The sequence below is a fragment of the Desulfoluna sp. CYM3A genome (assembly GCF_056829965.1).
On the sequence record NZ_CP186556.1, the window covers coordinates 638809 to 665038 of the forward strand.

24 protein-coding genes are annotated in these 26230 nt (G+C 60.6%); 3 read left to right on the forward strand and 21 right to left on the reverse strand.

The window, feature by feature from the left end; translation table 11 throughout:
* Positions 1 to 230 precede the first annotated feature (230 nt).
* Positions 231 to 2069 carry a glycerophosphodiester phosphodiesterase family protein gene (locus ACOYW1_RS03380; RefSeq protein WP_482421659.1) on the forward strand — a complete coding sequence of 613 codons (1839 nt, stop codon included), beginning with the start codon at positions 231 to 233 and terminating at the stop codon, positions 2067 to 2069.
* A gap of 231 nt (positions 2070 to 2300) precedes the next feature.
* Positions 2301 to 2678: a translation initiation factor Sui1 gene (locus ACOYW1_RS03385; RefSeq protein ID WP_482421660.1), complete on the forward strand. Its 378-nt coding sequence runs from the start codon at positions 2301 to 2303 to the stop codon at positions 2676 to 2678.
* A 146-nt stretch (positions 2679 to 2824) separates the two neighbouring features.
* On the opposite strand, the gene ACOYW1_RS03390 is transcribed toward ACOYW1_RS03385, so the two are convergent.
* The 21 genes from ACOYW1_RS03390 to mraZ all read right to left on the reverse strand — a co-directional run bounded on the left by ACOYW1_RS03390 (position 2825) and on the right by mraZ (position 25471).
* On the reverse strand, positions 2825 to 4396 hold the full coding sequence (locus tag ACOYW1_RS03390; RefSeq protein ID WP_482415193.1) for an alanine/glycine:cation symporter family protein: 1572 nt from the start codon (positions 4394 to 4396) through the stop codon (positions 2825 to 2827).
* 714 nt (positions 4397 to 5110) lie between these two features.
* Positions 5111 to 5956: a metal ABC transporter permease gene (locus ACOYW1_RS03395; RefSeq protein ID WP_482415194.1), complete on the reverse strand. Its 846-nt coding sequence runs from the start codon at positions 5954 to 5956 to the stop codon at positions 5111 to 5113.
* Positions 5953 to 6798, reverse strand: a complete 846-nt coding sequence (locus tag ACOYW1_RS03400; RefSeq protein WP_482421661.1) for a metal ABC transporter ATP-binding protein — start codon at positions 6796 to 6798, stop codon at positions 5953 to 5955. The genes ACOYW1_RS03395 and ACOYW1_RS03400 overlap by 4 nt, the downstream gene beginning before the upstream one ends.
* A gap of 116 nt (positions 6799 to 6914) precedes the next feature.
* Entirely contained in the window at positions 6915 to 7313 is a 399-nt protein-coding gene (locus ACOYW1_RS03405) for a YkgJ family cysteine cluster protein (protein WP_482421662.1), read from the reverse strand.
* Between the two features lie 168 nt (positions 7314 to 7481).
* Positions 7482 to 8063, reverse strand: a complete 582-nt coding sequence (locus tag ACOYW1_RS03410) for a peroxiredoxin (protein WP_482415197.1) — start codon at positions 8061 to 8063, stop codon at positions 7482 to 7484.
* Positions 8064 to 8497: 434 nt separating this feature from the next.
* Positions 8498 to 9703 carry a cell division protein FtsZ gene (gene ftsZ / locus ACOYW1_RS03415; protein ID WP_180136708.1) on the reverse strand — a complete coding sequence of 402 codons (1206 nt, stop codon included), beginning with the start codon at positions 9701 to 9703 and terminating at the stop codon, positions 8498 to 8500.
* Between the two features lie 176 nt (positions 9704 to 9879).
* Positions 9880 to 11106: a cell division protein FtsA gene (gene ftsA / locus ACOYW1_RS03420; protein ID WP_482415198.1), complete on the reverse strand. Its 1227-nt coding sequence runs from the start codon at positions 11104 to 11106 to the stop codon at positions 9880 to 9882.
* A 12-nt stretch (positions 11107 to 11118) separates the two neighbouring features.
* Positions 11119 to 11916 carry a cell division protein FtsQ/DivIB gene (locus tag ACOYW1_RS03425; protein ID WP_482421663.1) on the reverse strand — a complete coding sequence of 266 codons (798 nt, stop codon included), beginning with the start codon at positions 11914 to 11916 and terminating at the stop codon, positions 11119 to 11121.
* Between the two features lie 22 nt (positions 11917 to 11938).
* The gene (murB, locus tag ACOYW1_RS03430; protein WP_482421664.1) at positions 11939 to 12886 is read right to left on the reverse strand and encodes a UDP-N-acetylmuramate dehydrogenase; all 948 of its coding nucleotides are present in this window, start codon (positions 12884 to 12886) and stop codon (positions 11939 to 11941) included.
* Between the two features lie 2 nt (positions 12887 to 12888).
* Positions 12889 to 14262, reverse strand: coding sequence for a UDP-N-acetylmuramate--L-alanine ligase (gene murC / locus ACOYW1_RS03435; RefSeq protein ID WP_482421665.1), 1374 nt, complete (start codon positions 14260 to 14262; stop codon positions 12889 to 12891).
* 47 nt (positions 14263 to 14309) lie between these two features.
* Positions 14310 to 15404: an undecaprenyldiphospho-muramoylpentapeptide beta-N-acetylglucosaminyltransferase gene (murG, locus tag ACOYW1_RS03440; RefSeq protein ID WP_482421666.1), complete on the reverse strand. Its 1095-nt coding sequence runs from the start codon at positions 15402 to 15404 to the stop codon at positions 14310 to 14312.
* Positions 15394 to 16497: a putative lipid II flippase FtsW gene (ftsW, locus tag ACOYW1_RS03445; RefSeq protein ID WP_482421667.1), complete on the reverse strand. Its 1104-nt coding sequence runs from the start codon at positions 16495 to 16497 to the stop codon at positions 15394 to 15396. The genes murG and ftsW overlap by 11 nt, the downstream gene beginning before the upstream one ends.
* Positions 16490 to 16900, reverse strand: a complete 411-nt coding sequence (locus tag ACOYW1_RS03450; protein ID WP_482423648.1) for a glutamate ligase domain-containing protein — start codon at positions 16898 to 16900, stop codon at positions 16490 to 16492. The genes ftsW and ACOYW1_RS03450 overlap by 8 nt, the downstream gene beginning before the upstream one ends.
* Positions 16815 to 17843 carry a UDP-N-acetylmuramoyl-L-alanine--D-glutamate ligase gene (murD, locus tag ACOYW1_RS03455; protein ID WP_482421668.1) on the reverse strand — a complete coding sequence of 343 codons (1029 nt, stop codon included), beginning with the start codon at positions 17841 to 17843 and terminating at the stop codon, positions 16815 to 16817. Before murD ends, ACOYW1_RS03450 begins: the two co-directional genes overlap by 86 nt.
* A gap of 8 nt (positions 17844 to 17851) precedes the next feature.
* Positions 17852 to 18931: a phospho-N-acetylmuramoyl-pentapeptide-transferase gene (gene mraY / locus ACOYW1_RS03460; protein WP_482415205.1), complete on the reverse strand. Its 1080-nt coding sequence runs from the start codon at positions 18929 to 18931 to the stop codon at positions 17852 to 17854.
* 9 nt (positions 18932 to 18940) lie between these two features.
* Positions 18941 to 20335 carry a UDP-N-acetylmuramoyl-tripeptide--D-alanyl-D-alanine ligase gene (locus tag ACOYW1_RS03465; RefSeq protein WP_482421669.1) on the reverse strand — a complete coding sequence of 465 codons (1395 nt, stop codon included), beginning with the start codon at positions 20333 to 20335 and terminating at the stop codon, positions 18941 to 18943.
* A gap of 10 nt (positions 20336 to 20345) precedes the next feature.
* Positions 20346 to 21845 carry a UDP-N-acetylmuramoyl-L-alanyl-D-glutamate--2,6-diaminopimelate ligase gene (locus ACOYW1_RS03470; RefSeq protein ID WP_482421670.1) on the reverse strand — a complete coding sequence of 500 codons (1500 nt, stop codon included), beginning with the start codon at positions 21843 to 21845 and terminating at the stop codon, positions 20346 to 20348.
* On the reverse strand, positions 21842 to 23605 hold the full coding sequence (locus tag ACOYW1_RS03475; RefSeq protein WP_482421671.1) for a peptidoglycan D,D-transpeptidase FtsI family protein: 1764 nt from the start codon (positions 23603 to 23605) through the stop codon (positions 21842 to 21844). The genes ACOYW1_RS03470 and ACOYW1_RS03475 overlap by 4 nt, the downstream gene beginning before the upstream one ends.
* Positions 23606 to 23692: 87 nt before the next feature.
* The gene (locus ACOYW1_RS03480; RefSeq protein WP_482415209.1) at positions 23693 to 23992 is read right to left on the reverse strand and encodes a hypothetical protein; all 300 of its coding nucleotides are present in this window, start codon (positions 23990 to 23992) and stop codon (positions 23693 to 23695) included.
* A gap of 81 nt (positions 23993 to 24073) precedes the next feature.
* Entirely contained in the window at positions 24074 to 25012 is a 939-nt protein-coding gene (gene rsmH / locus ACOYW1_RS03485; RefSeq protein ID WP_482421672.1) for a 16S rRNA (cytosine(1402)-N(4))-methyltransferase RsmH, read from the reverse strand.
* A 6-nt stretch (positions 25013 to 25018) separates the two neighbouring features.
* Entirely contained in the window at positions 25019 to 25471 is a 453-nt protein-coding gene (gene mraZ, locus ACOYW1_RS03490) for a division/cell wall cluster transcriptional repressor MraZ (protein ID WP_482421673.1), read from the reverse strand.
* Positions 25472 to 25864: 393 nt separating this feature from the next.
* Here mraZ and ACOYW1_RS03495 point away from each other — a divergent pair, with 393 nt between their 5' ends.
* Positions 25865 to 26230: a diacylglycerol kinase family protein gene (locus ACOYW1_RS03495; protein ID WP_482421674.1), complete on the forward strand. Its 366-nt coding sequence runs from the start codon at positions 25865 to 25867 to the stop codon at positions 26228 to 26230.

Sequence of the window (26230 nt, forward strand, 5' to 3'; positions counted from 1 at the left end):
GAGTGAAAATCTGTTTGATTGTATGAACGATATTTGTGATAATTAACGGCGAAATCTAACAGGAAGCTGACGGTATCAACATTAGATATTCGATTGTTTCGGGTAGGTCGAAGGTCAACAAGCAACGGGCTCCGGCACACCTGGCATCCATCCGCGCAACGGATCCTGCAAGCCATCCGAGATATGCCTTGTGTGCACGAGCCCCAACCAATCAAAGAAGGAGGCACAGGATGACGGTGAAACATGGGCTTTTGATCGGTTTGATGATGTTGGTGACCCTGGGCGCCATGGGGTGTGACTCGGACCTGACACCGGAGAACACGGTGATTGTTGTCTCTGACGGGGTGACCGGCGGCCCGGAGGGGGCCGGTGAGGTGCTGCCCAATGCCATGGTGTACAAGGTTGCCGATGCAGCAAAGGTCCCCTTTGCCGATCTGGTTTTTGCGGAAAAAGTGGAAGGGGCCCATGTGGGCTTTGCGGTGAGGGCCTTTGGTGAGACCGACTGGGTTCCCCTGATGGCAGAGGCGATCCTCACGGATGGGGACGGCCGTGCCCGTCTCTCCTCACTGAAGGAGAGGCTTCCGGCATCCTACCTTGAAGCGGCCCCCGTGACCCTTCAGCTCCAGGCCCGGGTCTATTTCAGCGAGACCGAGTACACAGCCGACAACCTGGGCATCGTCCGGGTGCTTTCCGAGGATGCGGAGCTTAACCCCGGCATGATCGCCGCGGATCATGACAACACCATCCACGCCACCGGCGGTCTCAACGCCCTTCAGGACTGGGTGGATTTTCTCAACGTGTTCCAGGGGGACTGGCCTTACGTGGACGACAAGGTGGAATCTGTGATCCCCGCCCTCATGGACGAGGGCAGCGACCTTATTATCGTGACGGGCATGTTCCCGGAGCTTCGTTACGCCTGCAGGACCCAGATGATGAGCCACTTTGAAAAGGGTGCTCACCGCACCATTCCCATCATCGTCAAGGAAGACATGCTCTTTGAGCACAGCAACACCTTTAAAAAAGAGTGCCTGAAAATTTTGAAGGACCTGTACGGCGGCGCCAATGCCCGGGCCATGGTGGGGGACACCGTGCGGCAGGATGGCTACGGGGCCGTAGCGAACGAGATCCTTTATGTACCCTTTCAAATCCATTACGAGCCCGACTTCTGGCTGCTGGACACCGAAGGCTACGGGTGGATCCATCCGGATACCATTGCCTCGGACTGGGGGGAGGTGGCCGAGAAGATTGCAGAGGGCCCCGTGGTTCCGGACAATTTTTTTCTGAAGCACCACACGGGCTTTAAGAACATTGCCCACAGGGGCGGTGGTGAGCTGGCCCCGGAAAACACCCTGGTGGCCTATCGAAATTCCCTGGCTGAAGGGGCAGACACCCTGGAAGGGGACGTGCACATGACCTCCGACGGGGTGGTTGTGGTCTCCCATGACGAGACCGTGGACCGCTGCACCGACGGCACCGGGGCCATTGCCGATATGACCCTGGCCCAGGTCAAGGCCCTGGATGCCGGGTACCGGTTTACCCCGGACGGCGGGGCCACCTACCCCTGGCGTGGCAAGGGGCTGACCCTGCCCACCCTTGCGGAGGTCTTTGCCGACGGTGAGCTCAGCGGGGCCCCCATGGTCCTTGAGATCAAGCAGGAGGGAAGTCTCATCGTGGACAAGGTGCTGGACCTCATCGAGGCCTACACCATGCAGGACAAGCTTATTTTGGGCGGCTTCGACAACTCGACCCTTGATCTGATCGAAGCAAAGGCCCATGAGCGGGGCCTTGACATCAAGACAATTTTTTCCACCGAAGGGGTGCTTGAGTTTACTTTTACCCCCACGGCCATCATGAAAAAAGAGGACTACGAAATGCCCGCCGACGTTCTCTGCCTTCCGGCCGCCATGATGAGCCAGGCACTCATGGCCAAAATCCGCATCCTCGGCATGAAGTGTTATGTCTGGACCGTGAACACCGAGATCGAGATGAAGCGGCAGATGGAGTGGTTCAAGGTCGACGGCATCATGACCGACAACCCTGAGCGTCTTGAAGCCCTTATGGCGCCCTGATTGATAAGCGGCTTTCACGCAACATGGCGGGCTTGATGTGTCACGCCCACCAGCAGGAAGGGGCAGTCTGTTTCTCTGAAACCGACTGCCCTTTTGCATGTGTAAGCCCTTCACAGTGCTCTTTGGCCCTTGGCCTTTCATTTGCTATGATGCTATGACCGCCAGAGCGGTTCAAATTCCCTGGCCCGGCCGGGGGCAACAGATGTGACCAAAAGACATGGGAGAAAGGCAATGGGCGGTGATTCCAACAGCCGACTGGTGTATTCCACGGAGACGGGCAGGGTCTGTCCTTCCTGCGGCAAGCCGGTGAAGAGCTGTACCTGCAGGAAAAAGAAGAAGGGGGCCCCGGCCGGTCCTGCGGTGAAGCAGGACGGTGTGGTTCGTGTCATGCGCGAGACCAAGGGCCGAAAAGGCAAAGGCATGAGCCTGGTGACGGGGGTTCCCGGGGATGCGGCTGAGCTCAAGGCCGTTGCCAAGGAGCTGAAGCAGATCTGCGGCACCGGCGGCAGCGTGAAAAACGGGGTCATCGAGATCCAGGGGGACCACCGGGACAAGTTGGTGGAGGCGCTGAAAGCCAAGGGGTTTACCGTCAAAAAAGCGGGGGGATAAAGATGCGCTCGTAAGGATTGGTTTTGCTTTGACGGATCAAAAGAAAAAACGGGCAGGGGTTTTTTAAAGCCCCTGCCCGTTTTTTTATGGGCGAGAGAAGGGATAAACGCAGGTCACATCACAAGGGAGTGAAGATGGACCGTTGGTTATCGCGAGGTTGCCATGGCTGGCTTACTGGCTTTGGTGGCGCCCAGTTTGCGCTTCTCTCTGGAGGAAAGGATTTTTCCTGAGTTCAGGCGTGCGAGGTAGTTGTTGAGCTCCTCTTTGACTTCCGGTGCCATGATGTAGAGGCCGATGATGTTGGGGATACAGACCACGAAGATAAGGGCGTCGGCAATATTGACGACGTACTTCAGGTTGATCATGGCTCCCGACCAGTAGACCATGCAGTAGAAGATGTTGTAGGCCAGGCCCAGCTTGGGGTCTTCGCCCACGATGTACTCGAAGGCCTTCAGCCCGTAGTAGGCCCAGGAGACCGCACAGGTGAATCCGAAGAGGATGGCGGCGAAGGTCAGGGGGTAGACGGCGAAGCTGAAGTGACGCTCAAAGGCCCAGGAGCTCATGGGCATGCCCTGCAGGCCCATGTTGACGTACTCGGGCACGGCGATCATGGTGGTGACCACCACCAGGGCGGTGGCGAACTGGACCACGATGGTGTCGATGAAGGGCTCGATCATGGAGACAAAGCCTTCGGTGACGGGCTCGTCGGTCTGGACGGCAGAGTGGGCGATGGCTGCAGTGCCCAGACCGCATTCGTTGGAGAAGGCGGCGCGCTGAAAGCCGATCATCATGGCGGCCGCGATGCCGCCGCCGGCTGCTTTGGCGGTGAAGGCGTCGGCGATGATGAGCTTGATGGCGGGCAGGATGAAAGAGCCGTTGAGAAGGAGGACCATGGCTACCAGGGCGAGGTAGGTGAAGACCATGACGGGCACGATCCTGGTGGCCATGGAGGCGATGCGCTTCATGCCGCCGATGATGACGATGCCCACGATGACGGCACCGATGAGGCCCACGAGCCAGCCCAGGTGCATGATGGCGCCTTCGTTGTTGCACATGGTTTTAAGCTGGTTGTAGATCTGGTTGGACTGGAAGAGGTTGCCGATGCCCAGGCAGCCGAGGACCAGGCCCCAGGCGTAGAACTTGCCCACGAACTTTCCGAGCCCCTCCATGCCGCGGGCGGCAAGGCCCTGGGAAAGGTAGTACATGGGCCCGCCCTTGACCGTGCCGTCTTCCTTGTAGGTACGGTACTTGGTGGCCAGGGTGCATTCGGTGAACTTGGCGGACATGCCGATAAAGGCGGCGAACATCATCCAGAAGATGGCGCCGGGGCCGCCGATCATGATGGCGATGGGGACACCGGCGATGTTGGACATGCCGACGGTGCCGGAGATGGCGGAGCACAGGGCGCCGAAGTGGGACACCTCGCCTGCGGCGTGGTCGTCGATGTAGTCGCCTTTGGCCAGGCGAACGGCGTGTTTGAATCCGCGGATGTTGATGAATCCCAGGTAGCAAGTGCAGAAGAGGCCTGCGGAGATGAGGAGGCAGACGATCAGGGACCAGTCGTTGCCGAAGAGATGGACTTTGTAGAAGATAAAACCGGTGAGAAAATTAGAGATGGGCTCAAAGACGTGGTCGAGGCTGACCCCTTTTTTGGTTTCTGCAAAGGCGGGTGTCGCTGCCGCAAGGAGCAGGACGATCGCCTTGAATAAGAACTTCATAAATCCTCCAACGATGAAATGAATAACAGCAGATGGCGAACGCGACGAAGGAAAGGGGAGGGGTATCCGCCCGAAACGCTGCGTTGCGAATCGGTGAAAGGCCCATGCGACTGTTCCCGTAATCGTTCAGCCATCATGACCGGGTTCCGGTCATCGTTTCTCTTTTAACAGGATCCCCCAACCCTGCCCGTTCTGCGTCGAACGGGTTCTTAAAAGAGGAACATGTGATATGTTGGAGACGATTCTTAGCCAATATTTCTTCCGGAATCAATAGATATCTATTATCTGATATATCACGTATCAGGGATGAAGTGCGGTGCTGGGGTAAAATATATTTATCGTAATGATATGGAAAAACAATCGATTGTTTGCCCTCCGGGGCAGGTTTTGGGGGGCGTCAAAAAAAGTGTGGGGTCCGCTTCAAGGGGTGTGAGCACCGGAATGCGACGTAAAAAACGGTATCGAGAAGGTTTATTGTTTGTTGTTTTAGGTGGTTAGGATCTGTGTGTCGGTCGGTTTTTACGGGGACGCCTTCTACAGATGGGATGGGTGTGACGCCCATTTGACGGGAGCTTCAGGGATTCTTAAAGGCGGAACGCGGTTTTTGTGCAAACCGCTGTACGCAATGCGGGAGGGGCAGGTTGGTACCCTTCACGGGATCGGAGAGGTGGCAGTGCGGTCCGGGGAGGGCCTGTGCCGGAGGTACGATACGGCTTACCGGTTTGGGAGCACCCGGGAGAGGGTCAGGAGCCCTAAGTAGACGAGCCCCGCCACGGAGATGATCACCGGGCCCGCCGAAAGATCCAGGGTGTAGCTCAAGGCCAGGCCGCTCCAGTTGAAAAAGAGGGCAAAGCCCGTGGCCAGGATCATGATGACCGAGAGGCGGCGACTTAAGGTGGAGGCGGCGGCAGCGGGCAGGGTGAGCATGGCGATGACCATGATCACGCCCACGAGGCGCACCAGGAGCACCACGGTGACCGCCGTCATGACGAGAAGGAGGATATAGAAAAAGGAGGTGTTGATGCCCCTTAAGGTGGCAAACTCCTCGTCGAAACAGATGGAGAGGAAGGTGGGGTGAAACACGACGGCAAGGAGGATGATGACCAGGTCCAGGCCCGCCACCATCAGGACATCCTGGTGTGAGATGAGGAGGATGTCCCCGAAGAGGTAGCTGGAGAGCTCAAAGTAGCCCGGGGTCAGATCGATGAAGATAAGCCCCGAGGCCATGCCCACGGCCCAGAGGGCCCCGATGATGGAGTCCTCCCGTTCCCCTGCCTTTATACTGACCAGGCCGATGAGGACCGCGGCCACGATGGCGCTAATCAGGGCCCCGGCCATGGGGTCGAGCCAGGTGACTCCCCATCGGTGTTTGAGGTAGAGGGCGGCGCCGATGCCGCCGAAGACGCAGTGGGCAATGGCTCCGGCCAGGTAGCCGATGCGCCGGGTGACCACATAGGTGCCCATGATGCCGAAGGAGATGCTGGCAAGGGTCCCTGCCGCCAGGGCGAGGCGGAGAAAGCTGCTGTTGGGGTCGAAGAGTGCGTGGAAAAATTCGATCATGGCTTATCAGGGTGCGGCATAAAGGGTGTTGGGTGTGTAAGGGCCTCGTTGATGCAGTGGCCCTGGTGGCTGCATCGGTGGTCATGGCGCACCATGCGAAGGTCGCCTCCGTAGATTTCGTTGATGAGGGTCCCGTCCAGGCTGCTCGTGGGGTGGACCAGGACCTTTTTGTTGACGCAGATGACGCTCTTGACCACCTTGGAGACAAACCCCAGGTCATGGGAGACCACCAGAATGGTCATGCGGCTGTTCAACTTGGAAAGGAGCTCAAAGAGGGTGGCTTCGGCGGCCGGGTCCACGTTGGCCGTGGGTTCGTCCATCAAGAGGAGGGACGGGTTGCTGCACAGGGCCCTTGCGATGAGGACCCGCTGGCGCTGGCCGCCGGAGAGGCTGCTGAACGGTTTTTTCTGCTTTTCCAGGAGCCCCACCTCGTTGAGGGCGTGGCGGGCGGCTTCCCGGTCGTTTTTCGAGTAGCGCCATCGCTTTGACTGGGTGAGTCGTCCCATGAGGACCACGTCCATGACCGAGACGGGGAAGGCCATGTCCACATGGGTGTACTGGGGGCATGTAGCCACTGGTTCCAGGTTAACTCGGGATTTGCCGAAGAGGGAGACCCGGCCGGAGGTGGGGGCCAGAAGACCCAGAATCAACTTGATCAGGGTGGTTTTTCCCCCGCCGTTGGGGCCCACCACCATGGCGAAGTCTCCCTTGGGCACAGTGAGGGTGACGCCGTCGAGGACCGGGTGACGGGTGTAGGAAAAGGAGACGTTGTCTAAGACGATGGCGGGTTCCATGGGATTCACCGGTTCGTTGATGTCAATGGGGCGGACGGGGTCTGTCAAGGCTCGGGCCCGCCTGAGCAAAGGGGCAAGGTATCGCGTGGTGCCGTATCCTTACTCCTTTCCCCTTCGGATTGCAACAGGAAGCAAAAAATAGAAGGTGCGCGGCGCACAGGGCCTTACCGGGCCGGGGACCAGGGGCAGTATCCGAGACGCGGAGACAGGCGGGTCGGGTGCATGCGGCACACCTCGGGACGGTCTTCGTAGACGCTGCAGCGGTTGCGGTTGTCAAGAAAGCAGCAGCCTCCCTTTTTGCGCGTGGCCAGGGTGAACTTACCCTTGGAGAGGTTGCAGCGGGTGATGATGCCCTCTTTTTTGAGGCGCTTCACAAGGCCCTTCATGTCAAAGGCCACCTCCTCTTCATCGGTGATGCCGAGGCGGATGAGGTCGCTGGTGGTGACCTCCACAATGAGGTAGCAGCACAGGGCCATGCAGTCTGTGCAGAGGGTGGTGTTGAATTTTTTCCAGGTAGCGGGGCGCTCGATGTCGCAGCCCCTGGTGTCCGTCTGTCGTGCCATGCCGTACTCCGGGGTTTTCGGTTTTTCAAAACCCGGGAGAATAGCACTGAAAAGACGACAGCGGGAAAAATCAAAGTTGGGCGGACGTAACGGCGTCCCACGGCGGGGTGATGACTCACCTCCGGGGACACCGCTACGGGAAAGGGGCAGGTCAGCCCCGGAACGGGCTTATTCGAAGTACTCTTTAAGGCCTTCCGATGAGGGTTTCATTCCCCTGGCGCCGGGGCTCCAGTTCACCGGGCAGACCTCTCCGTTCTCTTCAAAGAATTTCAGGGCATCCACCATGCGGATGGCCTCGTCCACGTTTCGGCCCAGGGGAAGGTCGTTGACCACCTGGTGACGGACGATGAAATCCCGGTCGATGAGGAAAAGGCCGCGAAGGGCCACGCCATGCTCTTCCGCCAGGACATCGTAGTCCTTGCAGATGGAACGGTGGATATCTGAGACGATGGGGTAGGCCACCCCTTCGATGCCCCCCTCGTTTCGGGGGGTGTTGAGCCAGGCCAGGTGACTGAAGTGGGAGTCCACGCTCACGGCCACCACCTCCACCTTTCGGTCGGCAAATTCGGGCAGGCGGTCTGAGAAGGCGTGGAGCTCGGTGGGGCAGACAAAGGTGAAGTCCAGAGGGTAGAAGAAGAGGACGATGTATCTGCCTTTAAGGTCCGAGAGCCGGAACGATTCATCAAAACTCCCGCATTTGACGGCAACGGCCTGGAAATCAGGGGCCGGTTTTCCTACGAGAACGCTCATTTTTTCCTCCATCATGGGTTCGGAGAGGGCAGAGCCCTGGTTGGCGTTTTAAAAAACGGCCTGGGCTTGAAATTGGGTCATGCGGTATTTCGAGCGTCGGGGCAAGGGGAGAAGGCGACGGAGAGCAGGAGGCGCAGGTGGACGCATCAGGGACAGGTGCCCGGGCCATCAGATAAGCATTAGTAGAAAAAGTACCATGGAAACAGAAGGGAAACAACGCCTTAAAACAGCCCGGGGCCCTTTCTGCAGTCGGAAGGAGGGTGGGACACTCCTTCGGCGTTGGGACTGCAGAAAGGGGAAGCCGACAGGCGGCAGGGTGCAGCAGGACAACGGGCCGTCACATCAGGTGACGGCGCGGTTCCGTAAGCGCACTCCCGGGTTGCGCGTCACAGGGTGGGGAGACCCCGGGCGCAGACGTGGGTTGCGGAAGCGGATCAGTCCGCTTTTTTGCGGAGGAAGGTGGGGATGTCCAGATCTTCCTCGGCGTTGATGGTCAGCCCCGCGGCTGAGGAGACGGCCGTGCCCTGGGTGCTTCCCACAGGGATGTTGTGGCGCACGTAGGCAGGCTCCTCCAGGGTGTGGGTGTTGAGCTCAAGCTCGTTCAAGGTGAGGTCACGCACCTTGCCCCGTTTTTCAATGGCATCGAGGTTGCGCTTGGGCAGGTCCACGGAAGGGGCGTCGCCCTCTTCGCCGATGCCCGTGGCAATGACGGTAATGCGCATCTCGTTGCCGATCTCTTCGTCGATGGCCTGACCCCAGATGATCTCGGCGTCTTCTCCCACCTGGTCGTGGATGAAGTCCGAGGCTTCGGTCATTTCATCCAGGGTGAGGTCCGGGCCGCTGGTGATGTTCATGAGCACGCCCTTGGCGCCACGGATGGAGATGTCCTCCAGAAGCGGGTGGGCAATGGCCTTCTGGGCCGCTTCCCGGGCACGGTTTTCACCGGAGGCGATGCCGATGCCCATGAGGGCAAGGCCGGCACGTCGCATGGTGGTACGCACGTCGGCAAAGTCGAGGTTGACGAGGCCGGGCATCATGATGAGGTCGGTGATGCCCTTCACCGAGTGGTGGAGGATCTCATCGGCTTTGCGGAACATGTCGATCATGGTCGCCTTTTTCTCGGCGATGCTTCGCAGGCGGTCGTTGGGGATGGTGATGACCGTGTCCGTGTGTTTTCTGAGCTCTTCCAGGCCAAGGTCGGCCTGGCGGGCGCGTTTTTTGCCCTCAAAGGAGAAGGGCCGGGTGACCACGGCCACGGTGAGGATCTCCAGCTCCTTGCAGATCTGGGCCACCACAGGGGCGGCTCCGGTGCCGGTGCCGCCGCCGAGGCCTGCGGTGATAAAGACCATGTGGCTGTCCTGGAGGGCGGAACGGATGGCGTCCACGTTTTCAAGGGCCGCCTGCTTGCCTAGCTCCGGGTTGGCGCCTGCCCCGAGACCCTCGGTGAGCTTTCCGCCGATCTGGATTTTGGTTTCGGCCTTGGAGTTCTCCAGGGCCTGGGCATCGGTGTTGGCCACGATAAACTTCACGCCGTGCAGGCTCGCTTCGATCATGTTGTTGACCGCGTTGCCTCCGGCACCCCCGACTCCGATAACCTTGATCTTTGCCGACTTGTCACTGTCTACAAAAGAAAAACTCATCTCCCACCTCCACTCTTGTTCATCATCGGTTACTGGTCCTTTGTTATGCCGTCTCCCCGCCCGGAGCCTCGCCAACGCCCGGCAGGGTTCCGATGGAAACGGCAGATCAGAAATAGCTTGCTGTATGTCGAACGGATGTATCGGTCACCGCCCTGTGCCGGGCGGCACCTTCTCCCCTACATCACGTCGGAAAACCACTTTTTCATGCGGGTGGTGACCCGCTGAAAGATGTTGTCGTCCCGGATGCGGAACTTCTTCTCCACCTGGTTCTCGGTGCCGTAGAGCACGAGCCCCACGCCGGTGGCGTACATGGGGTTGCTGACGATGTCCACCAGGCCGCCGATCTGGCGGGGTTTGCCAAGGCGGGTGGGCAGGTCAAAGATGCTTTCGGCCACCTCGGTCATACCGTCCAGGAGGGACGAGCCCCCGGTGAGGACGATGCCCGAGGCGATCTGGTTTTCAAGGCCGGCCCGGAAGATTTCACGCTTCACAAGGGCACAGATCTCTTCCACGCGGGGTTCCAGGATCTCTCCCAGTACCTGGCGGGGCATGCTGCGGGGCTCGCGCCCGCCCATGCCCGGCACCTCGATGGTCTCCGTGGGGGAGACGGCGCTGGACAGGCAGGTGCCGTACTTGAGCTTGATTTTTTCGGCGTCGTTCTTGCTCGCCCGAAGGCCGATGGAGATATCGTTGGTGAGCTGCAGGCCGCCGATGGCCAGCACAAAGGTGTGCTGGATGTTGCCGCCGGAGAAGACGGCCAGGTCCGTGGTGCCGCCTCCGATGTCGATGAGGGCCGTGCCCAGGTCCCGCTCTTCGTCGGTGAGGACCGCGCTGCCAGAGGCCAAAGATTCCAGGACCACGTCGTTGACATCCAGGCCCGCTTTGTTGGCACACTTGATGATGTTGTGGGCCGAGGAGGCCGCACCCACCACGATGTGCACCTTGGCTTCCAGTCGGACGCCGGTCATGCCGATGGGGTTGTGCACCCCTTTCTGGTCATCGACGATGTACTCCTGGGGGAGCACGTGGATCACCTCACGGTCCATGGGGATCGAAACGGCTTTTGCCGCCTCGATGACGCGGTCCACGTCGTCCTGGGTCACTTCGCGCCCCTTGATGGCGATGACGCCGTGGCTGTTGAGGCTGGTGATGTGCCCGCCCGCGATTCCGGCATAGACGGAGGATATCTCGCAACCGGCCATGAGTTCTGCTTCTTCCACCGCTTTTTTGATGGAATCCACCGTGGCCTCAATGTCGATGACCACCCCTTTGTTGAGCCCGATGGAGGGGTGGGTGCCGGTGCCGATGATGTTTACGTCGTCCCCTGAGCGTTCCCCGACAACAGCACAGATCTTTGTTGTGCCGATATCCAGGCCGACAATAATATCCTCATGTGCCTGCATGGGCATCCTCCTTTAACTTTTTGCCGGTTTGATAACAACGCTGTTGGGGTCACTGACGTCGATGGCGGCAACAGCGGTAAGGTTCACTTTTTTTTCCAGAAGGGCAAAGAGTTCGTTTACCCGCTTGATCTTTTTCTCATAGTGGCCGAATCCCAGGTCGATGCTCTGGGTCGCCCCTTCGGTGAGGAGGCGAAGGCCGGTGTCCGGGTCGGCCACGGCACCGGTCATGACAAAACGGCCCCCCTTTCGGGTCAGGCTGTCCAGCAGGGGAATAAGCTCCTTGATCTCCCTGTGGACGGTGCCGCTGCGGTTTGCGGAGGCACCGTCGGCCAAAGGCAGGCTACCGCGCTTCAGGTTCTTGAAGACGGGAAGGCCCTCAAAGGCCTTACTGCTCTTTTCGAAAATCTCTCCCCGGTTGTTCACCAGGTAGGGGTGACCGATCTCGGCCACGGCCACCGGAGTGTGCTCGGTGACCCGGATGATGATCCGGTTGGGAAACTCCCGGATGACGGACGCCGTATCCACCCACGGATGGGCCACAAGGCGTGTTCGGGCCACATCCAGGTTGATGCCGAAGATGTTGTCCCCGTTGTGAATGCCCGCCGTCTCCAGAACCGCCCCGTGGGTGACCACCCGATTGCCCGAGACGATGACGAACCGGGCCTTGAACAAGGGGGTCTGGGTCAGCCAGGCGTAGGAGACCACGCACAGGGCGCTGCACACGGCGGCCAGGCAGAGAAGCCCTGTCCCGAAGAGGAAGGCCCGGCGCCTCTGGCGCCGTCTCTCCAGGCGGACCGCTTCAGGTACCACGAAGCGGTTCTTTTTCGCTGGTTTACGCTTCCCTGCCGACAAGGGTCACCTCTTCTTCCAGGGTTATGCCGTGGGCCTTCTGGACCTTCTCTTTGATACGTGCCGCCAGCTCCAGAATATCGGCGGTGGTGGCACCCCCTGCGTTGACCAGGTAGTTGGCGTGCAGCTCGGAGACTGTCGCTCCTCCGACGGCCTCTCCCTTGAGGCCCAGATCGTCGATGAGCTTGCCTGCTGAAGGGCCGCCCTCCGGGTTCTTGAAAAAGCATCCGGCGCTGGCCTGGCCCACGGGCTGGCTTGCCTTGCGTCGGGCCAGAAGGGATTCCCGTTGGGCCACCAGGGTGTCGCTGTCCCCGGACGTGAGCCGGAGCTTCACCTCCACGATGATGGGAAACCCGTCATCATGGCGGGTTTTGCCGTCAATGGCAAGGTGGCGGTAGCCGATTTCAAGGGCGCTGCGCGGCACGGTCCGGATTTTTCCGGAGATGTCCACCACCGTTAAAGCGTCCACAATGGCCCCAAACCCCTTGGGGTCGGTGCTTGCGTTCATGGCAAGGGCCCCGCCCACGGTACCGGGAATCCCCGTGGCAAAGGTGAGCCCCTCAAGGCCGTTCATCGCGGCATACCGGCAAAGGTGCTGGGTCTTAGCCCCTGCGGGAACCGTCAGGATGGTCGACTCCCCCTCCCGGGTTTCGGCGATCTGGGTGTCGAGCCCGGCCAGGGAGATGACGGCCCCTTCGATGCCTTTGTCCCGGACCAGCAGGTTGCTGCCGCCCCCCACCACGGTGAGGGGCATGCCCTGCTGGGTGAGGAAGGCCACGGCGATGCGCAGGTCGTCGAGACTTTCGGGCTCCAGGTAGAGGTCACAAGGGCCTCCGGTCCTGAAGGTGGTGTGGCGGGCCATGGGCTCCCCTTTTTTGAGCACGCCCTGATAGAGGGCGGAGAGGGCGGCTATGGGGTCCAGGGCGGCCATGATCAGGCCTCTTCCCGCTGCAGGTACATCTCACCAACCTTGAGGACGTCCCCTGCGCCCAGGGTCAGGAGGATGTCCCCCTCTTCCAGGGTCTCTTCCAGGTTGTCCAGTACCTCGTCAAAGCTGTTGCAGCAGCCCACGTCTTCATGGCCGCGTTTTTCGATCATCTCCCCCAGGCTTCGGCTGTTAACGCCGTCGATGGGGTCTTCGCTGGCCGCGTAGATGGGCAGGATCTTCAGGGTGTCCGTGTTGTAGAAGGCCCGGGTGAACTCATCGAAGAGGTCCCGGGTCCGCGTGTACCGGTGGGGCTGGAACACGGCCACGATGCGTTTCTCTGGCCAGCTCTCCCGCACGGCCAGAAGGGTGGTTTTGATCTCCGTGGGGTGGTGCCCGTAGTCGTCCACCACCATGACCCCGTTTTTCTCTCCCTTTTTCTCCAGGCGCCGCTTGACCCCTTCGATGTTCTCCAGGGCGCACTTGATCATGGGAAAGTCGATGCCGATCTCCCGGGCGGCAGCAATGCCGGCCAGGCAGTTGGAGACGTTGTGCACCCCGGGAAGGTTGAGGGTAATTTCCCCTAAGAGCTCGTCGTGATGGTAGACCGAAAAGGTGCTGCGGCTCCCCTCAAAGGAGATGCCCCTGGCCTGGTAATCGGCCCGGGTATTGAGACCGTAGGTGGTGTAGCGGCCGGTGAGCTCCGGCAGGATCTCCTGCACGGATTCGTTGTCCATGCAGAGGATGGAGAGCCCGTAAAAGGGAACCCGCTCGGTGAACTGCACAAAGGCCTTCTTGATGGCGGCCAGGCTGCCGTAGTGGTCCAGGTGCTCCCGGTCGATGTTGGTGATGATGGCAATGGACGGGGAGAATTTCAAAAACGACCCGTCGCTCTCATCGGCCTCGGCAATGATAAAATCCCCCAGGCCGTGCATGGCGTTGGTGCCCTTGCTTTTCAGGACGCCGCCGATGACCACCGTGGGGTCGAACCCACCTTTTTCCAGGATGGCCGCCGTGATGGAGGTGGTGGAGGTCTTGCCATGGGCCCCGGCCACGGCGATGCTGTACTTCAGGCGCATGAGCTCGGCCAGCATCTCGGCCCTGGGGATGATGGGAATCCCGCTCTTTTTGGCGGCCGCCACTTCGGGGTTTTTCCCGTTGACGGCTGAGGAGGTGACCACCACGTCGGTATCGCCGATGTTCTCGGCGGCGTGGCCGATGGCGACCTTGCAGCCCAGCTCTTCCAGGCGCCTGGTGTTGGCCGAGGCTTTAAGGTCGGAACCGGTGACGGTGTAACCCAGGCGAACGAGAATTTCCGCGATGCCGCTCATGCCGATGCCGCCGATGCCCACGAAGTGAATATGGTATTTCTTTTGGTACATGCACAGTCCTGCTTATGGTTTGCCCCGTTGTACTCAGATGATGGGGGTCAGGTCGTTTTTTTTGTGAGGTCGAGGATGCCCTCGGCCACGTGTTGCGAGGCATCGGGACGCCCCAGCGTTTTTGCGTTTTGATCCATGGCCCCAAGGGCCTCCGGGTTGTCCAGCAGCTCTTCAAGGAGATCGGCCAGCCCGTTTCCGGTGAGGTCCGCTTCCAGGATTATGCGGGCCGCGCCGTTGTCTTCAAGGTACCTGGCGTTGATCTCCTGATGGTTGTCCGTGGCGTGGGGGAAGGGCACGAGCACGGCGCCTTTTCCAATGGCCGTCAGCTCCGCCAGGGTGGTGGCCCCGGCCCGGCAGAGGACCAGGTCGGCCCGGGCATAGGCCCCGGACATGTTGTCGATGAAGGCCAGGACCTCTCCGTTGACACCGGCCTCGGCATAACAGGTTTTCACCCGCTCCACATCGGCGTCGCCGCATTGATGGATGACGGTGAGCCCCAGGGCCTTGAGCCGGGGCAGGGCCTCGGTGACGGCCCGGTTAAGGGCCACGGCGCCCTGGGATCCGCCCACCACCAGAAGGGTGGGGGATGCGGTGTCCCTTTGGGAGGGCTCAATGCCGAGGATCTCTTCTCGCACCGGGTTGCCGGAGAGGACGCACTTTTCTTCCGGGAACCACGCCGCGCTTCCCGGGAAAGTCAGGTATATTTTCTTTGCAAACCGGGCCGACAGCCTGTTGGCGATGCCGGGCACCGAGTTCTGTTCGTGAAGCACCACCGGGCGGCGCAGGAGCCATGCGGCCAGGATCACCGGACCGGAGGAGAAGCCTCCCACTCCCACCACCGCATCGGCACGAAAGCGGATCAACTTGATCATGCAGCCGACAACGGACAGGGGCAGCTTGACGGCGGCGGCCAGTTTTTTCTTCAGACCCAGGCCCTTGATGCCCGAGGCCCCTGCCGCAGTATGGTGAAATCCCTCCCGGGTGACGCATTTTTTTTCAAAGGCCTTGTCCGTGCCGATGAACAGCACCCTGGTGCCGGGCTTTTTCCGGCAGAAGGCCTTGGCAATGGCAATGCCTGGGAACAGGTGGCCGCCGGTGCCCCCTCCGGCCACCACGAGGCGGCACTCTTTTTTAGCGAGCATGCGGTTCCTCCCGGGCCACGTTCATGATGATACCGATGCCCGTCATGGTGCAAAGCAGTGAACTTCCCCCGTAACTCATGAGGGGAAGGGTGAGTCCCGTGGGGGGGAGCATGCCCATGGTCACCGCAAGATTGATGATAATCTGTAGCCCGATGACCGCGCAGATTCCCACGGCCAGCAGGCAGCCAAACATGTCCGGGCAGCGCATGGCTGCCAGGAAGCCCCGGGTCAACAGCAGCACGTAGATACCCAGGGCGGAAAGGACCCCGATGAGGCCCAGCTCTTCCCCCAGGATGGGGAAGATGAAATCGGTGTGGCACTCCGGCAGGTGCTTGAGCTTAAGCTCGCTGTTGGAGAGCCCTTTACCGGTGATGCCTCCAGAGCCGTACGCCATGAGGGACCGGGTTACCTGGTAGCCCCCGTTTTTCTCCACGGCCCAGGGGTCCATGAAGGCCTTGATGCGCGCCATGCGGTAGCCTTCCCCCGTGACAAAGAGCGTCAGGACAATGGCCAGCGGCACCAGGGGGGCCACGATGTGCAGGAGCCGGGCGCCTCCCAGAAAAAGCATGATCCAGGTGACGGCGCAGAGGACCACCACGGTGCCGAAGTCCGGCTGGAAGTTCACGATGAGGGCAATGGCCCCCAGGAGCATGAGGTGGGGGAGGACCCCGATCTCAAACTGGCGGACCTTTTCGCCCTTTTTACTCAGGGAGGCGGCCAGGAGCATCACCAGGGCAACCTTGAGAAATTCCGTGGGCTGTATGGAAAACCCGCCGATGCGTATCCAGCGGGAGGCCCCTTTGATTTTGTGGCCGATCACCGGGAACAGGGTGGCAATGACCAGGCCCAAGGTGACTAACATAAACGGAACGGCAATTTTTTTCCAGCATCGGTAAGGAATTCGACTGGCACACGCATTAACATTGGTGCTTATCACAAAGAGAACCTGGCGCCTGAGGTAGAACAGTCCGTTGCTGCTCTGGGCCGTGGCGCTGAAAATCATCAGCAGGCCCAGCCCCACCAGGGTAAACGTGGTGTAGAAAAGCCAGGGGTCGTAGAGACCGTAATGCCTTGTTTCCTTATCGTTAGCCATGTTGTGCTTTCAGTCGGTGGACCGATTCGCGGAACTTGTCGCCCCGTTCGTTGTAGTTGGTAAACATATCAAAGCTGGAGCAGGCCGGGGAGAGGACCACCGCGTCCCCGCTCCGGGCCTTGGAAAAGGCTTTGCTCACCGCATCGTCCAAGTCCCCGGCCTCAACCGTTTTGATGCAGGGGGCCAGGTCGGAAACGATTTTTTTTTTTGACTCGCCGATGGCCACGATGGCCCGGGCCTTTTTCTTCAGGGCGCCGGACAGGGCGGAGAAATGGCCTCCCTTGTGGCGTCCCCCCATGATAACCACGATGGGGTCGTCAAAGCCGGTGACCGCTTTTTCCACGGCATCGATGTTGGTGGCCTTGGAGTCGTTGTAAAACTTGACCCCGGAGACGGTGTCCACGTACTCGATGCGGTGGGGCAGGCCCTGGAAATTGTCCACGGCCTCCTGACCCTTCGGGGGTGGCACCGGCCGACAGGGCGGCCAGGGCCGCTGCGGCAATGTTCTGGCGGTTGTGCGCGCCCACCAGGGACGATTTCGACAGGTCGATCTTGACCTCAGGGAGCCCCGGGGTGCGGATGGTCACCTGATTCCGTGTGACGGCCGCGGCATTGGGGCCGCTTCCGCCGATGGTGAGCTTGCGGTTCTGCAGGATCCGTCCGATATCGGCCACATGGTCGTCGGCGGTGTTGAGGATGGCCACGTCGTCCTGCTGCTGGTTTTCAAAGACGCGCCCCTTGGAGCGCTTGTATGCGTCAAAGTCTGGGTAGCGGTCCAGGTGGTCGTCGGTGATGTTGAGGAGCACCGACACATGGGGTCTGAAGCTTTCGATGGTGTCGAGCTGGAAGCTGCTCACCTCCACCACCACCACCTCGGCGGGGTCGTCTTTCCGTAAGTACTCGGTGAGGGGTGTGCCGATGTTGCCCCCGGTGAACACCTTCTTTCCCGAGGCGGCGAGCATCTCGCCCAGCAGGGCCGTGGTGGTGGTTTTGCCGTTGGTGCCGGTGACGGCCAGCATGGGGGCCTCAATGAATCGGGAGGCCAGTTCGATCTCTCCCACCACGGAGACGCCCATCTCACGGGCCCGCTTGATGGGGGCGATGGTGTGGGGCACGCCGGGGCTCAACACCACCAGGTCCGCGGATTCAAAGAGATGGGGCGTGTGCCCTGACAGGTCCAGGGCAATCCCCTCGGCCTCCATGGCTGCAGGCAGGTCGCCCAGGGCTTCCCTGGACTTGGCGTCGCTGATGACGACGCTGGCCCCGCGTTCTGTGAGGAAGCGGGCGATGGAGGCCCCGGAACGGGCCAGACCCACCACAACGATGTGTTTACCGGAAAGCTTCATGGTGACTCCTATCGAATCTTGAGCGTGCTGACGGCCAGAAGGGCCAGCATGGCGGAAATGATCCAGAACCGGACGATGACCTTGGGTTCCTGCCAGCCCTTGAGCTCAAAATGGTGGTGAAGCGGTGCCATGCGGAAAATCCGCTGGCCCCCCGTCAGCTTGAAGTAGGTGACCTGGATGATAACGGAGAGGGCCTCCATCACAAAGAGCCCCCCCACGATGACCAGCAGGATCTCCTGCTTGGTGATGACGGCGATGGTCCCGAGGATAGCCCCCAGGGGCAGGGAGCCCGTGTCCCCCATGAAAATCTGGGCCGGGTAGGAGTTGAACCAGAGAAAGCCCACCCCGGCACCGGCTGTGGCACCGCAGAGGACGGCCATCTCCCCGCCGTTCTTGATAAAGGGGATCTGGAGATACTCGGCAATCCCTGCATGGCCCGAGACATAGGCAAAGACCATGTAGGTGATGCTGGCGATGATCATGGGACCGGTGGCCAGGCCGTCTAAGCCGTCTGTGAGGTTTACGGCGTTGGAGCACCCCACGATGACAAAGGCGGCAAAGAAGATGTATCCGAAGCCCAGGTCCGGCTGTACGTTTTTAAGGAAAGGCACCGTCACCGTGGTGGAAAAACCCGGAGAGCTGTAGACCAGCCACCCGATGAGAAGGGCCAGAAGGGCCTGGAGGGTGAATTTCCCCCGGGCGGAGAGGCCCTTGCTGCGCTTTTTGATCTGCATCAGGTAGTCGTCGGTAAACCCGATGAGACCGAAGCCGGCGGCTGCCAGCAGGACGATCCAGACATACGGGTTCTTGATGTCCGCCCAGAGCAGGGAGGAGCCGATGATGGCCAGAAGGATCATCACCCCGCCCATGGTGGGGGTGCCGGCCTTGCCCAGGTGGCTTTCCGGGCCGCACTCCCGGATGTACTGTCCGATCTGGAGCCTCCGGAGCTTGTTGATGAGCCAGGGGCCCATGAGAAAGCAGATGAGAAAGGCCGTGATGGTGCCGTAAATGGTTCGAAAGGTGATGTATCGGAACAGGTTGAAAAACGAGATGTCCCCATAAAGACCATAAAGAAGGTTGTAAATCATAACGTCCTGCTACCTGCACAGCAGATCGGTGACGATCTGTTCCATGCCCATGGAGCGGGATCCTTTGACAAGGACCCAGTCTCCTGTGTGGATATCGTGTAAGATGCGCTCCAGGAGCGCCTCTTTCGTGCCTGTGTAAATACAATGGTCCGAAAGCCCTGCCTCCAGGGCGCCCAGCCTGATCTCCCCTGCGAAGTCGCCGCAGGCGTAAAGGCCTGCCACTCCCGACTCCGCGGCTTTTCTGCCCAGCTCGCGGTGGAAGCCCGGGGCTCCCTTACCGAGCTCGCGCATGTCTCCCAGAACCGCCAGGGCCCGGTGGCCTTCCTTGAGGCGGGAGAGGGTGGTGAGGGCCGCCCCCATGGAGAGGGGGTTGGCGTTGTATGTATCGTCGATGACGTGGATGCCCGTTTGGGTCTCCCGGATGGTGAGACGGCCCGGTTCAAAGGTGGCTGCCTCAAGGCCCCGGGCGATCTCGGTGAGAGAAAGCCCCGCCTGGATTCCGGCGGCTGCCGCCGCCAGGGCGTTTTGTACCATAAAGGTCCCGGCCAGGGGAATGGCGGCCCGGACCCTCTCTCTGTTGTGGCAGAGGGTGAAGCGCTGGAGGCCTTCCTCCCAGGTGATCTCCTCGGCCCGGACATGGGCGTCTTCACAGAAACCGTACCAGACGGGAGAGAGCCCGCGGTCTGAAGCGAGCTTTCTTAAGTGCGGGTCGTCCCCGTTGAGGATCACCACGGCGTCGCTTTCCAGGGTGTCCAGGAGCTCGGCCTTGGCCTCGGCCACCTGCTCCACGGTGCCCAGCCCTTCCAGGTGAGCCTCCCCGATGCAGGTGATGACGGCGATGTCGGCCCGGCAGATGTGGCCCAGGCGGGTCATCTCCCCGGGGGCGTTCATGCCAAGCTCCACCACCGACCAGCGGTGCTCGGGGGCAAGGCGCAACAGGGTTGTGGGCAGGCCCACTTCGTTGTTGAAGTTGCCGCGGGTGGCGTGGACAGCATGGCGAACCGCCAGGACCGAGGCTGTGAGGGCCCGTGTGGTGGTCTTGCCGTTGGAGCCTGTGATGGCGATGAGGCGGACATGGCTTCGGCCACGGTTGAACCGGCCGAGGCGGCCCAGGGCGGCGAGGGTATCGTCCACCAGGACCAGGGACACACCGGCGGCTTTCCAGCCTCCGGTCTCCACCCCTTCCATGGCGGCTGAGGCGGCCACGATGCAGCTGGCGCCTTTGTCCACGGCCACGCCGATGTACCGGTGTCCGTCGAAGGATTCGCCTTTGAGGGCGACAAAAATACTGTTATTACCGATGGATCGGGTGTCTGTGGAGACGGTCGCATGGGTGGCGTCCGGGTCTCCGAAGGCCAGTTCACCTCCGGTGGCCGCCAGGACATCCCCCGTGCTCCAGGGCATCGGGTATGACCTATCTTCTGTCTTCAACCGCCTTCAGAACCTCCTTCCTGTCGTCAAAATCGAGTCGCTTGCCGCCGATGATCTGGTAGGTCTCATGGCCTTTGCCCGCCACCAGCACGGTGTCTCCGGGTCGGGCCGACGCCACGGCCAGGCCGATGGCCTCGCGGCGATCGACAACCACCACGTACCCTTTTCGGGAAAAATCCTTTGAGAGACGCTCAGGTTCATACCTGAAACTTGTTTCCCCGTCTATACCCGGAACCATGTCTTCGATAATTTTTTCGGGTGCTTCACTCCGGGGATTGTCCGAGGTGAGGACGGCAAGATCGCTGTATGCCGCGCCGATGCCCGCCATCAGGGGGCGCTTGGTGCGGTCCCGGTCCCCGCCGCATCCCAGTACGCAGATGAGCCGTCCCGGCACGAGGTGCCGGAGGGTGGACAGGACATTTTCAAGGGCGTCCGGGGTGTGGGCGTAATCCACAAAGAGGTGACGTCCGCAGGGGGTGTCCACGCGCTCCAGGCGTCCCGGCACCTTGAAGGCGGCAACCCCCCGCACCACGGCGTCCATGGGGATACCTACGGAAAGGGCGGCCCCTGCGGCACAGAGAATGTTCTCCAGGTTGTAGCGGCCCGTGGCCCCAGAGGCAAAGGGTGTGCGCCCCTCGGAGGTGACGAACTCGCCTTTGATGCCGTCGATGGCCACCTCGATGCGGTCGGCAGAGAAACTTGTGTCGCCTCCCACAGGGAAGACCTTGCCTGAGAGGGTCTCGGCCAGGTGGCGTCCGTGCTCGTTGGCCATGTTGATGACAGCGGCGCCGCCCTTTTTCCGGTGCCCTTCGAAGAGCTGGCGCTTGGCCTCGCCGTAGACCTCCATGGTGCCGTGGTAATCCAGGTGGTCCTGGGTGAGGTTGGTGAAGATGGCCGCGTCAAAGGCGCATCCGGCCACGCGGTCCAGGGCCAGGGCGTGGGAGGAGACCTCCATCACCGCGTGGGTGACCCCGGCTGCCGCCATGCGGGCCAGGGTGTCCTGAATGTCCCGGGACTCGGGAGTGGTCATGGCGCTGGCTTCTTCTTTTCCGCAGAACCGGGTGCTGATGGTGCCCATGACCCCTGCGGAGTGGCCTGCGGCAGCAAAGATGCTCTCCATAATATAAGCCACGGTGGTTTTGCCGTTGGTGCCGGTGACCGAAACGAGGGTGAGCCTGTCGGCCGGGTTCTCGTAAAAGGTTGCCGAGATCAGCGCAAGGGCCTTGCGCGAGTCGGTGACCTGGATGTAGGGGACGGAAAGGTCGTCGTGGGGAAGCTCTCCGAGGACGGCCACGGCCCCGCGCTCAATGGCTTCCGGAATGTAGCGGTGGCCGTCCACCGCCTCTCCGGGGACAGCCACGAACAGGGCGCCTTCGGTTACTTTTCGGGAGTCGTACTGAACGGCGGATACCAACGGGTCCGCCTCGGGCAGCGGGGCTGCCAGCAGGTCTCCTATATTATGTGTGAGGCAGGATAATGTCACTTCTTCTCCTCGCTCTTCAAGGCCAGAAGCAGTTTCTCCGGAATGGATTCGGTTTCCGGGGCAACATGCAGGTAGTCCAGGGTTTTGTATGCAATTTCTCGAAAGGCGGGGCCGGCCACGGTGGAGCCGTAGTACCCGCCGCTTCTCGGGTCGTCCAGGACGACCACAATGCTCAGTTCAGGGTTCTTCATGGGGACAAAGCCCGCAAAGGAGGCGATGTACCGGTCTTTGAAATAGCGCTTGTCCGGCCCGATTTTCTGGGCAGTGCCGGTTTTTCCGCACACCGTGTAGCCGGTGAGGGCCGCCTTGACCCCGGTGCCACCCTCTTCGGTGACCGAGGCCATGATTTTTTTCACGAACCGGGCGGTCTCCGGGGTGATGATCCGTTTCTGGCCCGGGGATGAAAAGGCCTTCTCTCTTTCACCGTTGGGGGAGACAACCTCCTTGACGATCCAGGGCTTCACCAGCATGCCGTCGTTGGCCAGGGCAGAGTAGGCAGTGGCCAGCTGGACGGCGGTCACCGAAACCCCCTGGCCAAAGGCCACGGCCCCGGTCTCGACCCGGTTCCAGTTGGAGGCGTTGGTGAGGATGCCACGGGACTCCCCGTTGAGGTTGATGCCGCTCTTCTGGCCGAAGCCAAAGTCTTTCAACGCCGTGTACAGGGCGTTTTTGCCGATGATCTCGGAGATCTTCACCACGGCGATGTTGCTGGAGAATTTGATCACCTGCTCAAGGCTGAGCCATTCGTACTCGTGGGTGTCGTGGAAGGTGAACCCGCCGATATCATAGGCCCCGTTCTCGCAGTAAAAAATGCTGGAGCGCTTCACTTTGCCCGAGTCCAGGGCCGCGGCCACCACAAAGACCTTCATGGTGGATCCGGGTTCAAAATCTGCAGATACGGCGCGGTTGCTCCGGGTCTCCCCGCTGAAGGCGCCGAAGTTGTTGGGGTTGAAGCCCGGGTAGTTGGCCATGGCCAGGATCTCGCCGGTTTTGGGTCGCATCACCACGGCCATGCCCGAGGAGGCCTTGTGGGTGACGGCCGCGTCCCTCAGGGCGGATTCGGCAATGTCCTGGATGTTGGCGTCGATGGTGAGGACCAGGTTGCTCCCGCTGATCTTTTCGATGGGGGCCGACTCGATATCCACGGGTTTGCCCGTGCCGTCCCACTTAACCGTGCGGTTGGCGGTGGTGGGGCTTAAGATGTCGTTGTACCGGTACTCCAGCCCGTTTCGCCCGCCGATGTCATCGATCTTGGAGGCGCCGATGAGCTGGCCTGCCAACTCCATGCTGGGGTAGACCCGCTTGTGGAACGGGTGGACCTCTACTCCGGGAATCTTGAGGGCGGCGACAGCCGCGCCCATTTCAGGGGAGACGGGGCGCTTGATCCAGTTGTACTTCGGGTGCCGCAGGGCGCGCTCCACCTCTTTGCGGCTCATTTTGAGCGCCGAGGCGATCTGCCGTGCCGCCTGGGGCACGTTGTCGATGGCGGCGGCCTTTCTGGGGTAGACCCCGATGGCCTTGGCCGCAATGCTTACGGCAAGGGGGCGGCCGTTGCGGTCGCTGATGGTGCCTCGCTTGCCCATGACCTTGTCGGACCGGGCAAACCGAACCTCAGCCTTGCGGCTGAGCCACCCCTGTTTGAGGACCTGCAGGGAGACCGCCTGTGTCGCAATGACCAGAAACCCCGCGGCAAACATAAGGGAGAGCAGGGTCCCCCTTGCTTTGACGCGTTTGATGGTGGTGTCGGTGTGTGCGGGCATGGTTTCCTCTTATGGTTTTGACGGGCTTGAAAAATAAGGAATCAAGGCCGTTTTACTTGCTTTGTCTTGTTTGCTGGTTCCGACGGCCTACTGCGGACTTTTCAGCCGGAGGATCTGGTCCTGGGTGGGCCGCTTCAGACCGAGTTCCTTCCGGGCTCTGCCCGTGATCTGCCGGGGTGATTTCAGGTGCGCCAGCTCGACCTTGAGACGTTTTCGGGTCTTGACCAGTTTCTGGTTCAGGATCGTCTCCGAGGCGATGGAGCGGTTGGTCAGGTGGCACCTGCTACGTACCCAGGTGTAGGTGAACCCTTCCGCCAGCAGCACCGCAAGAAACAGCAGGACGGCCAGTTGCATGGCCGGGGAGATCAAAAACTTTTTTCGGCTCATGGGACAGGTCCGTCAGAGGGTGAGGCCGGGGCTCGGCAACGTGCGCTCAGGGGCGGTCAAGTAAAGCATCCTGCCCCAGCGTTACAATTTTTCACAGGCCCTGAGGCGTGTGCTGCGTGCCATGGGATTGTCCGCCACTTCGTCGTCGGCGGGTCGAACGGCCTTGCGGGTGAGGAGCTTGACCTTCGGCTCGTTTCCACAGGTGCAGATGGGGAACTGTTTCGGGCAGGTGCATCCGGTGGCCAGCTCCTTCATCTTCTGCTTGACGATGCGGTCCTCCAAGGAGTGAAAGGAGAGAACGCACAGCCTGCCGCCGGGGTTGAGGAGCCCCAGAAAATCATCCATGAACCGCTCCAGCCGATCCAGCTCGCGGTTGACGGCGATGCGGATGGCCTGGAAACTTCGGGTGGCCGGATGGATCTTCTGCTTGGCAACCGCCTTGGCCGGCATGGCGTAACGGATGATGTCGGCAAGCTCCGCCGTGGTCGTGATGGGCGATGCCTGGCGCTTTTTAACGATGGCCCTGGCAATACCCCGGGAGAAACGCTCTTCCCCGTATTTGAAGATGATATCTGCCAGCTCCTTTTCCGGGAGCGTGTTGACAAGGTCTTCGGCGGTGGTGTCGCCCCGGGCGTCCATGCGCATGTCCAGGGGCTCGTCCCGCATGAAGCTGAATCCTCGGCCGCTGCCTTCAAGCTGGTGCTGCGAGAGCCCGATGTCCACCAGGATCCCGTCCACGCCGCTTACGCCGAGGTCCGTGAGGATGGCGGCGATGTTGGCAAAGTTGTCGTGGACAAGGGTGACGCTCTCACCGTGGTCGGAGAATCGTTTCCGGGCGTTTTGTATGGCGTCCATGTCCTGGTCGATCCCGATGAACCGGCCCCCCGGCATGATGCGATCGATGATCAGCGCCGAGTGGCCCCCCCCGCCCAGGGTACCGTCCACAAAGGTGCCGCCCTGTTTGGGATCAAGGGCGGTCATGACCTCTCGGGGCATGGCGGATATATGTTTGAAATCCATTTGGATCTAAAGTCCCAGTTCCATCAGCTCGTCACGAGCTTCGTCGGTTTGGAGCAGTTCTTCGATGGCGTCCTGCTCGTCTTTCAGTTTGTCTGATTGCCAGATCTCGAAGCGTTCTACCAGGCCCACGAGGGTGACCTCTCCTTCGGGCCGGATGTCGGCATAGTCCCGGAGGTCTTTGGGGATCTGTATACGCCCCTGTTTGTCCAGGGGGCACGCCTGGGCGCTGCCGATGATAAAACGCCGGATCTTGTTCATGTGCTTGCCCATGGCTTTGCGCAGCTTGGTCTCAAAAATGTCCCACTCTTCCATGGTGTAGGCGTAGAGGGCCCCGTCCAGTTTTGTCACCATCACGCACTCCTCCCGTCCCGCCTTGATGACGGATCGGAACCGCGAAGGGATGATGAGTCTCCCTTTGGGGTCCAGCGTGTGATTCGAGGTGCCTCTGAATGCGCTCATGCCAAGCCTTTGGGTGTTTGGTGCACATTACATCCACTTTACTTTTGTAAGACTACAATTTTTGGTCGAATAGTCAAGGGAAAAAACAAAATTTGTTACAAATTATTTAATGATTATATGCGATTAACCGTGTAAAAGAAAAGTGCAGTTGATGAGATGTAAAGTGGAGTGGAACGGGGTTCAAAAAAGATCTGGGCACGGGGCCGAAAGTTCTGCGGTCAATTCAGGAAACTACCGCCTCCCTCTGGCATCCCGGAGCAAGCATTCCCGACAGCCCGTACGCATCGCGTCGTGACGCGACATCCCTTTGTCGCGGGCAGAGGTACCTCGCATTTCAAGCCGTGTATTGCGATTTTTTTTATACCTTAAATACAATTTTAGGAAACGAGACCCGTGATTTCAGTCATTCATAATCCCAACGCCAAGCAGAACCGAAAACGACCCGAGCGTGCCGAGCGGCTGGCAAAGATTCTGGAGGGGGTCGGCACCCTTCACCAGACCCGATCCGTGGAGGCGGTCCATGATGTGGCCAGGCACTGCCTGGAGACGGGGTGCAAAGTGGTGGGGGTCAACGGGGGCGACGGCTCGCTTCAGATGGCCATGACCATTTTTGCCGATATCTATAAGGAGAACCCCCTGCCTTCCTTTGTGGTGATGCGCGGCGGCACCATGAACACCGTGGCGGGCGGCCTGGGCATCAAGGGGACGCCCGAGTCCATTTTGAGCAAGGTGGTCAGGGGGCTCGAACCCGCCCCCTGA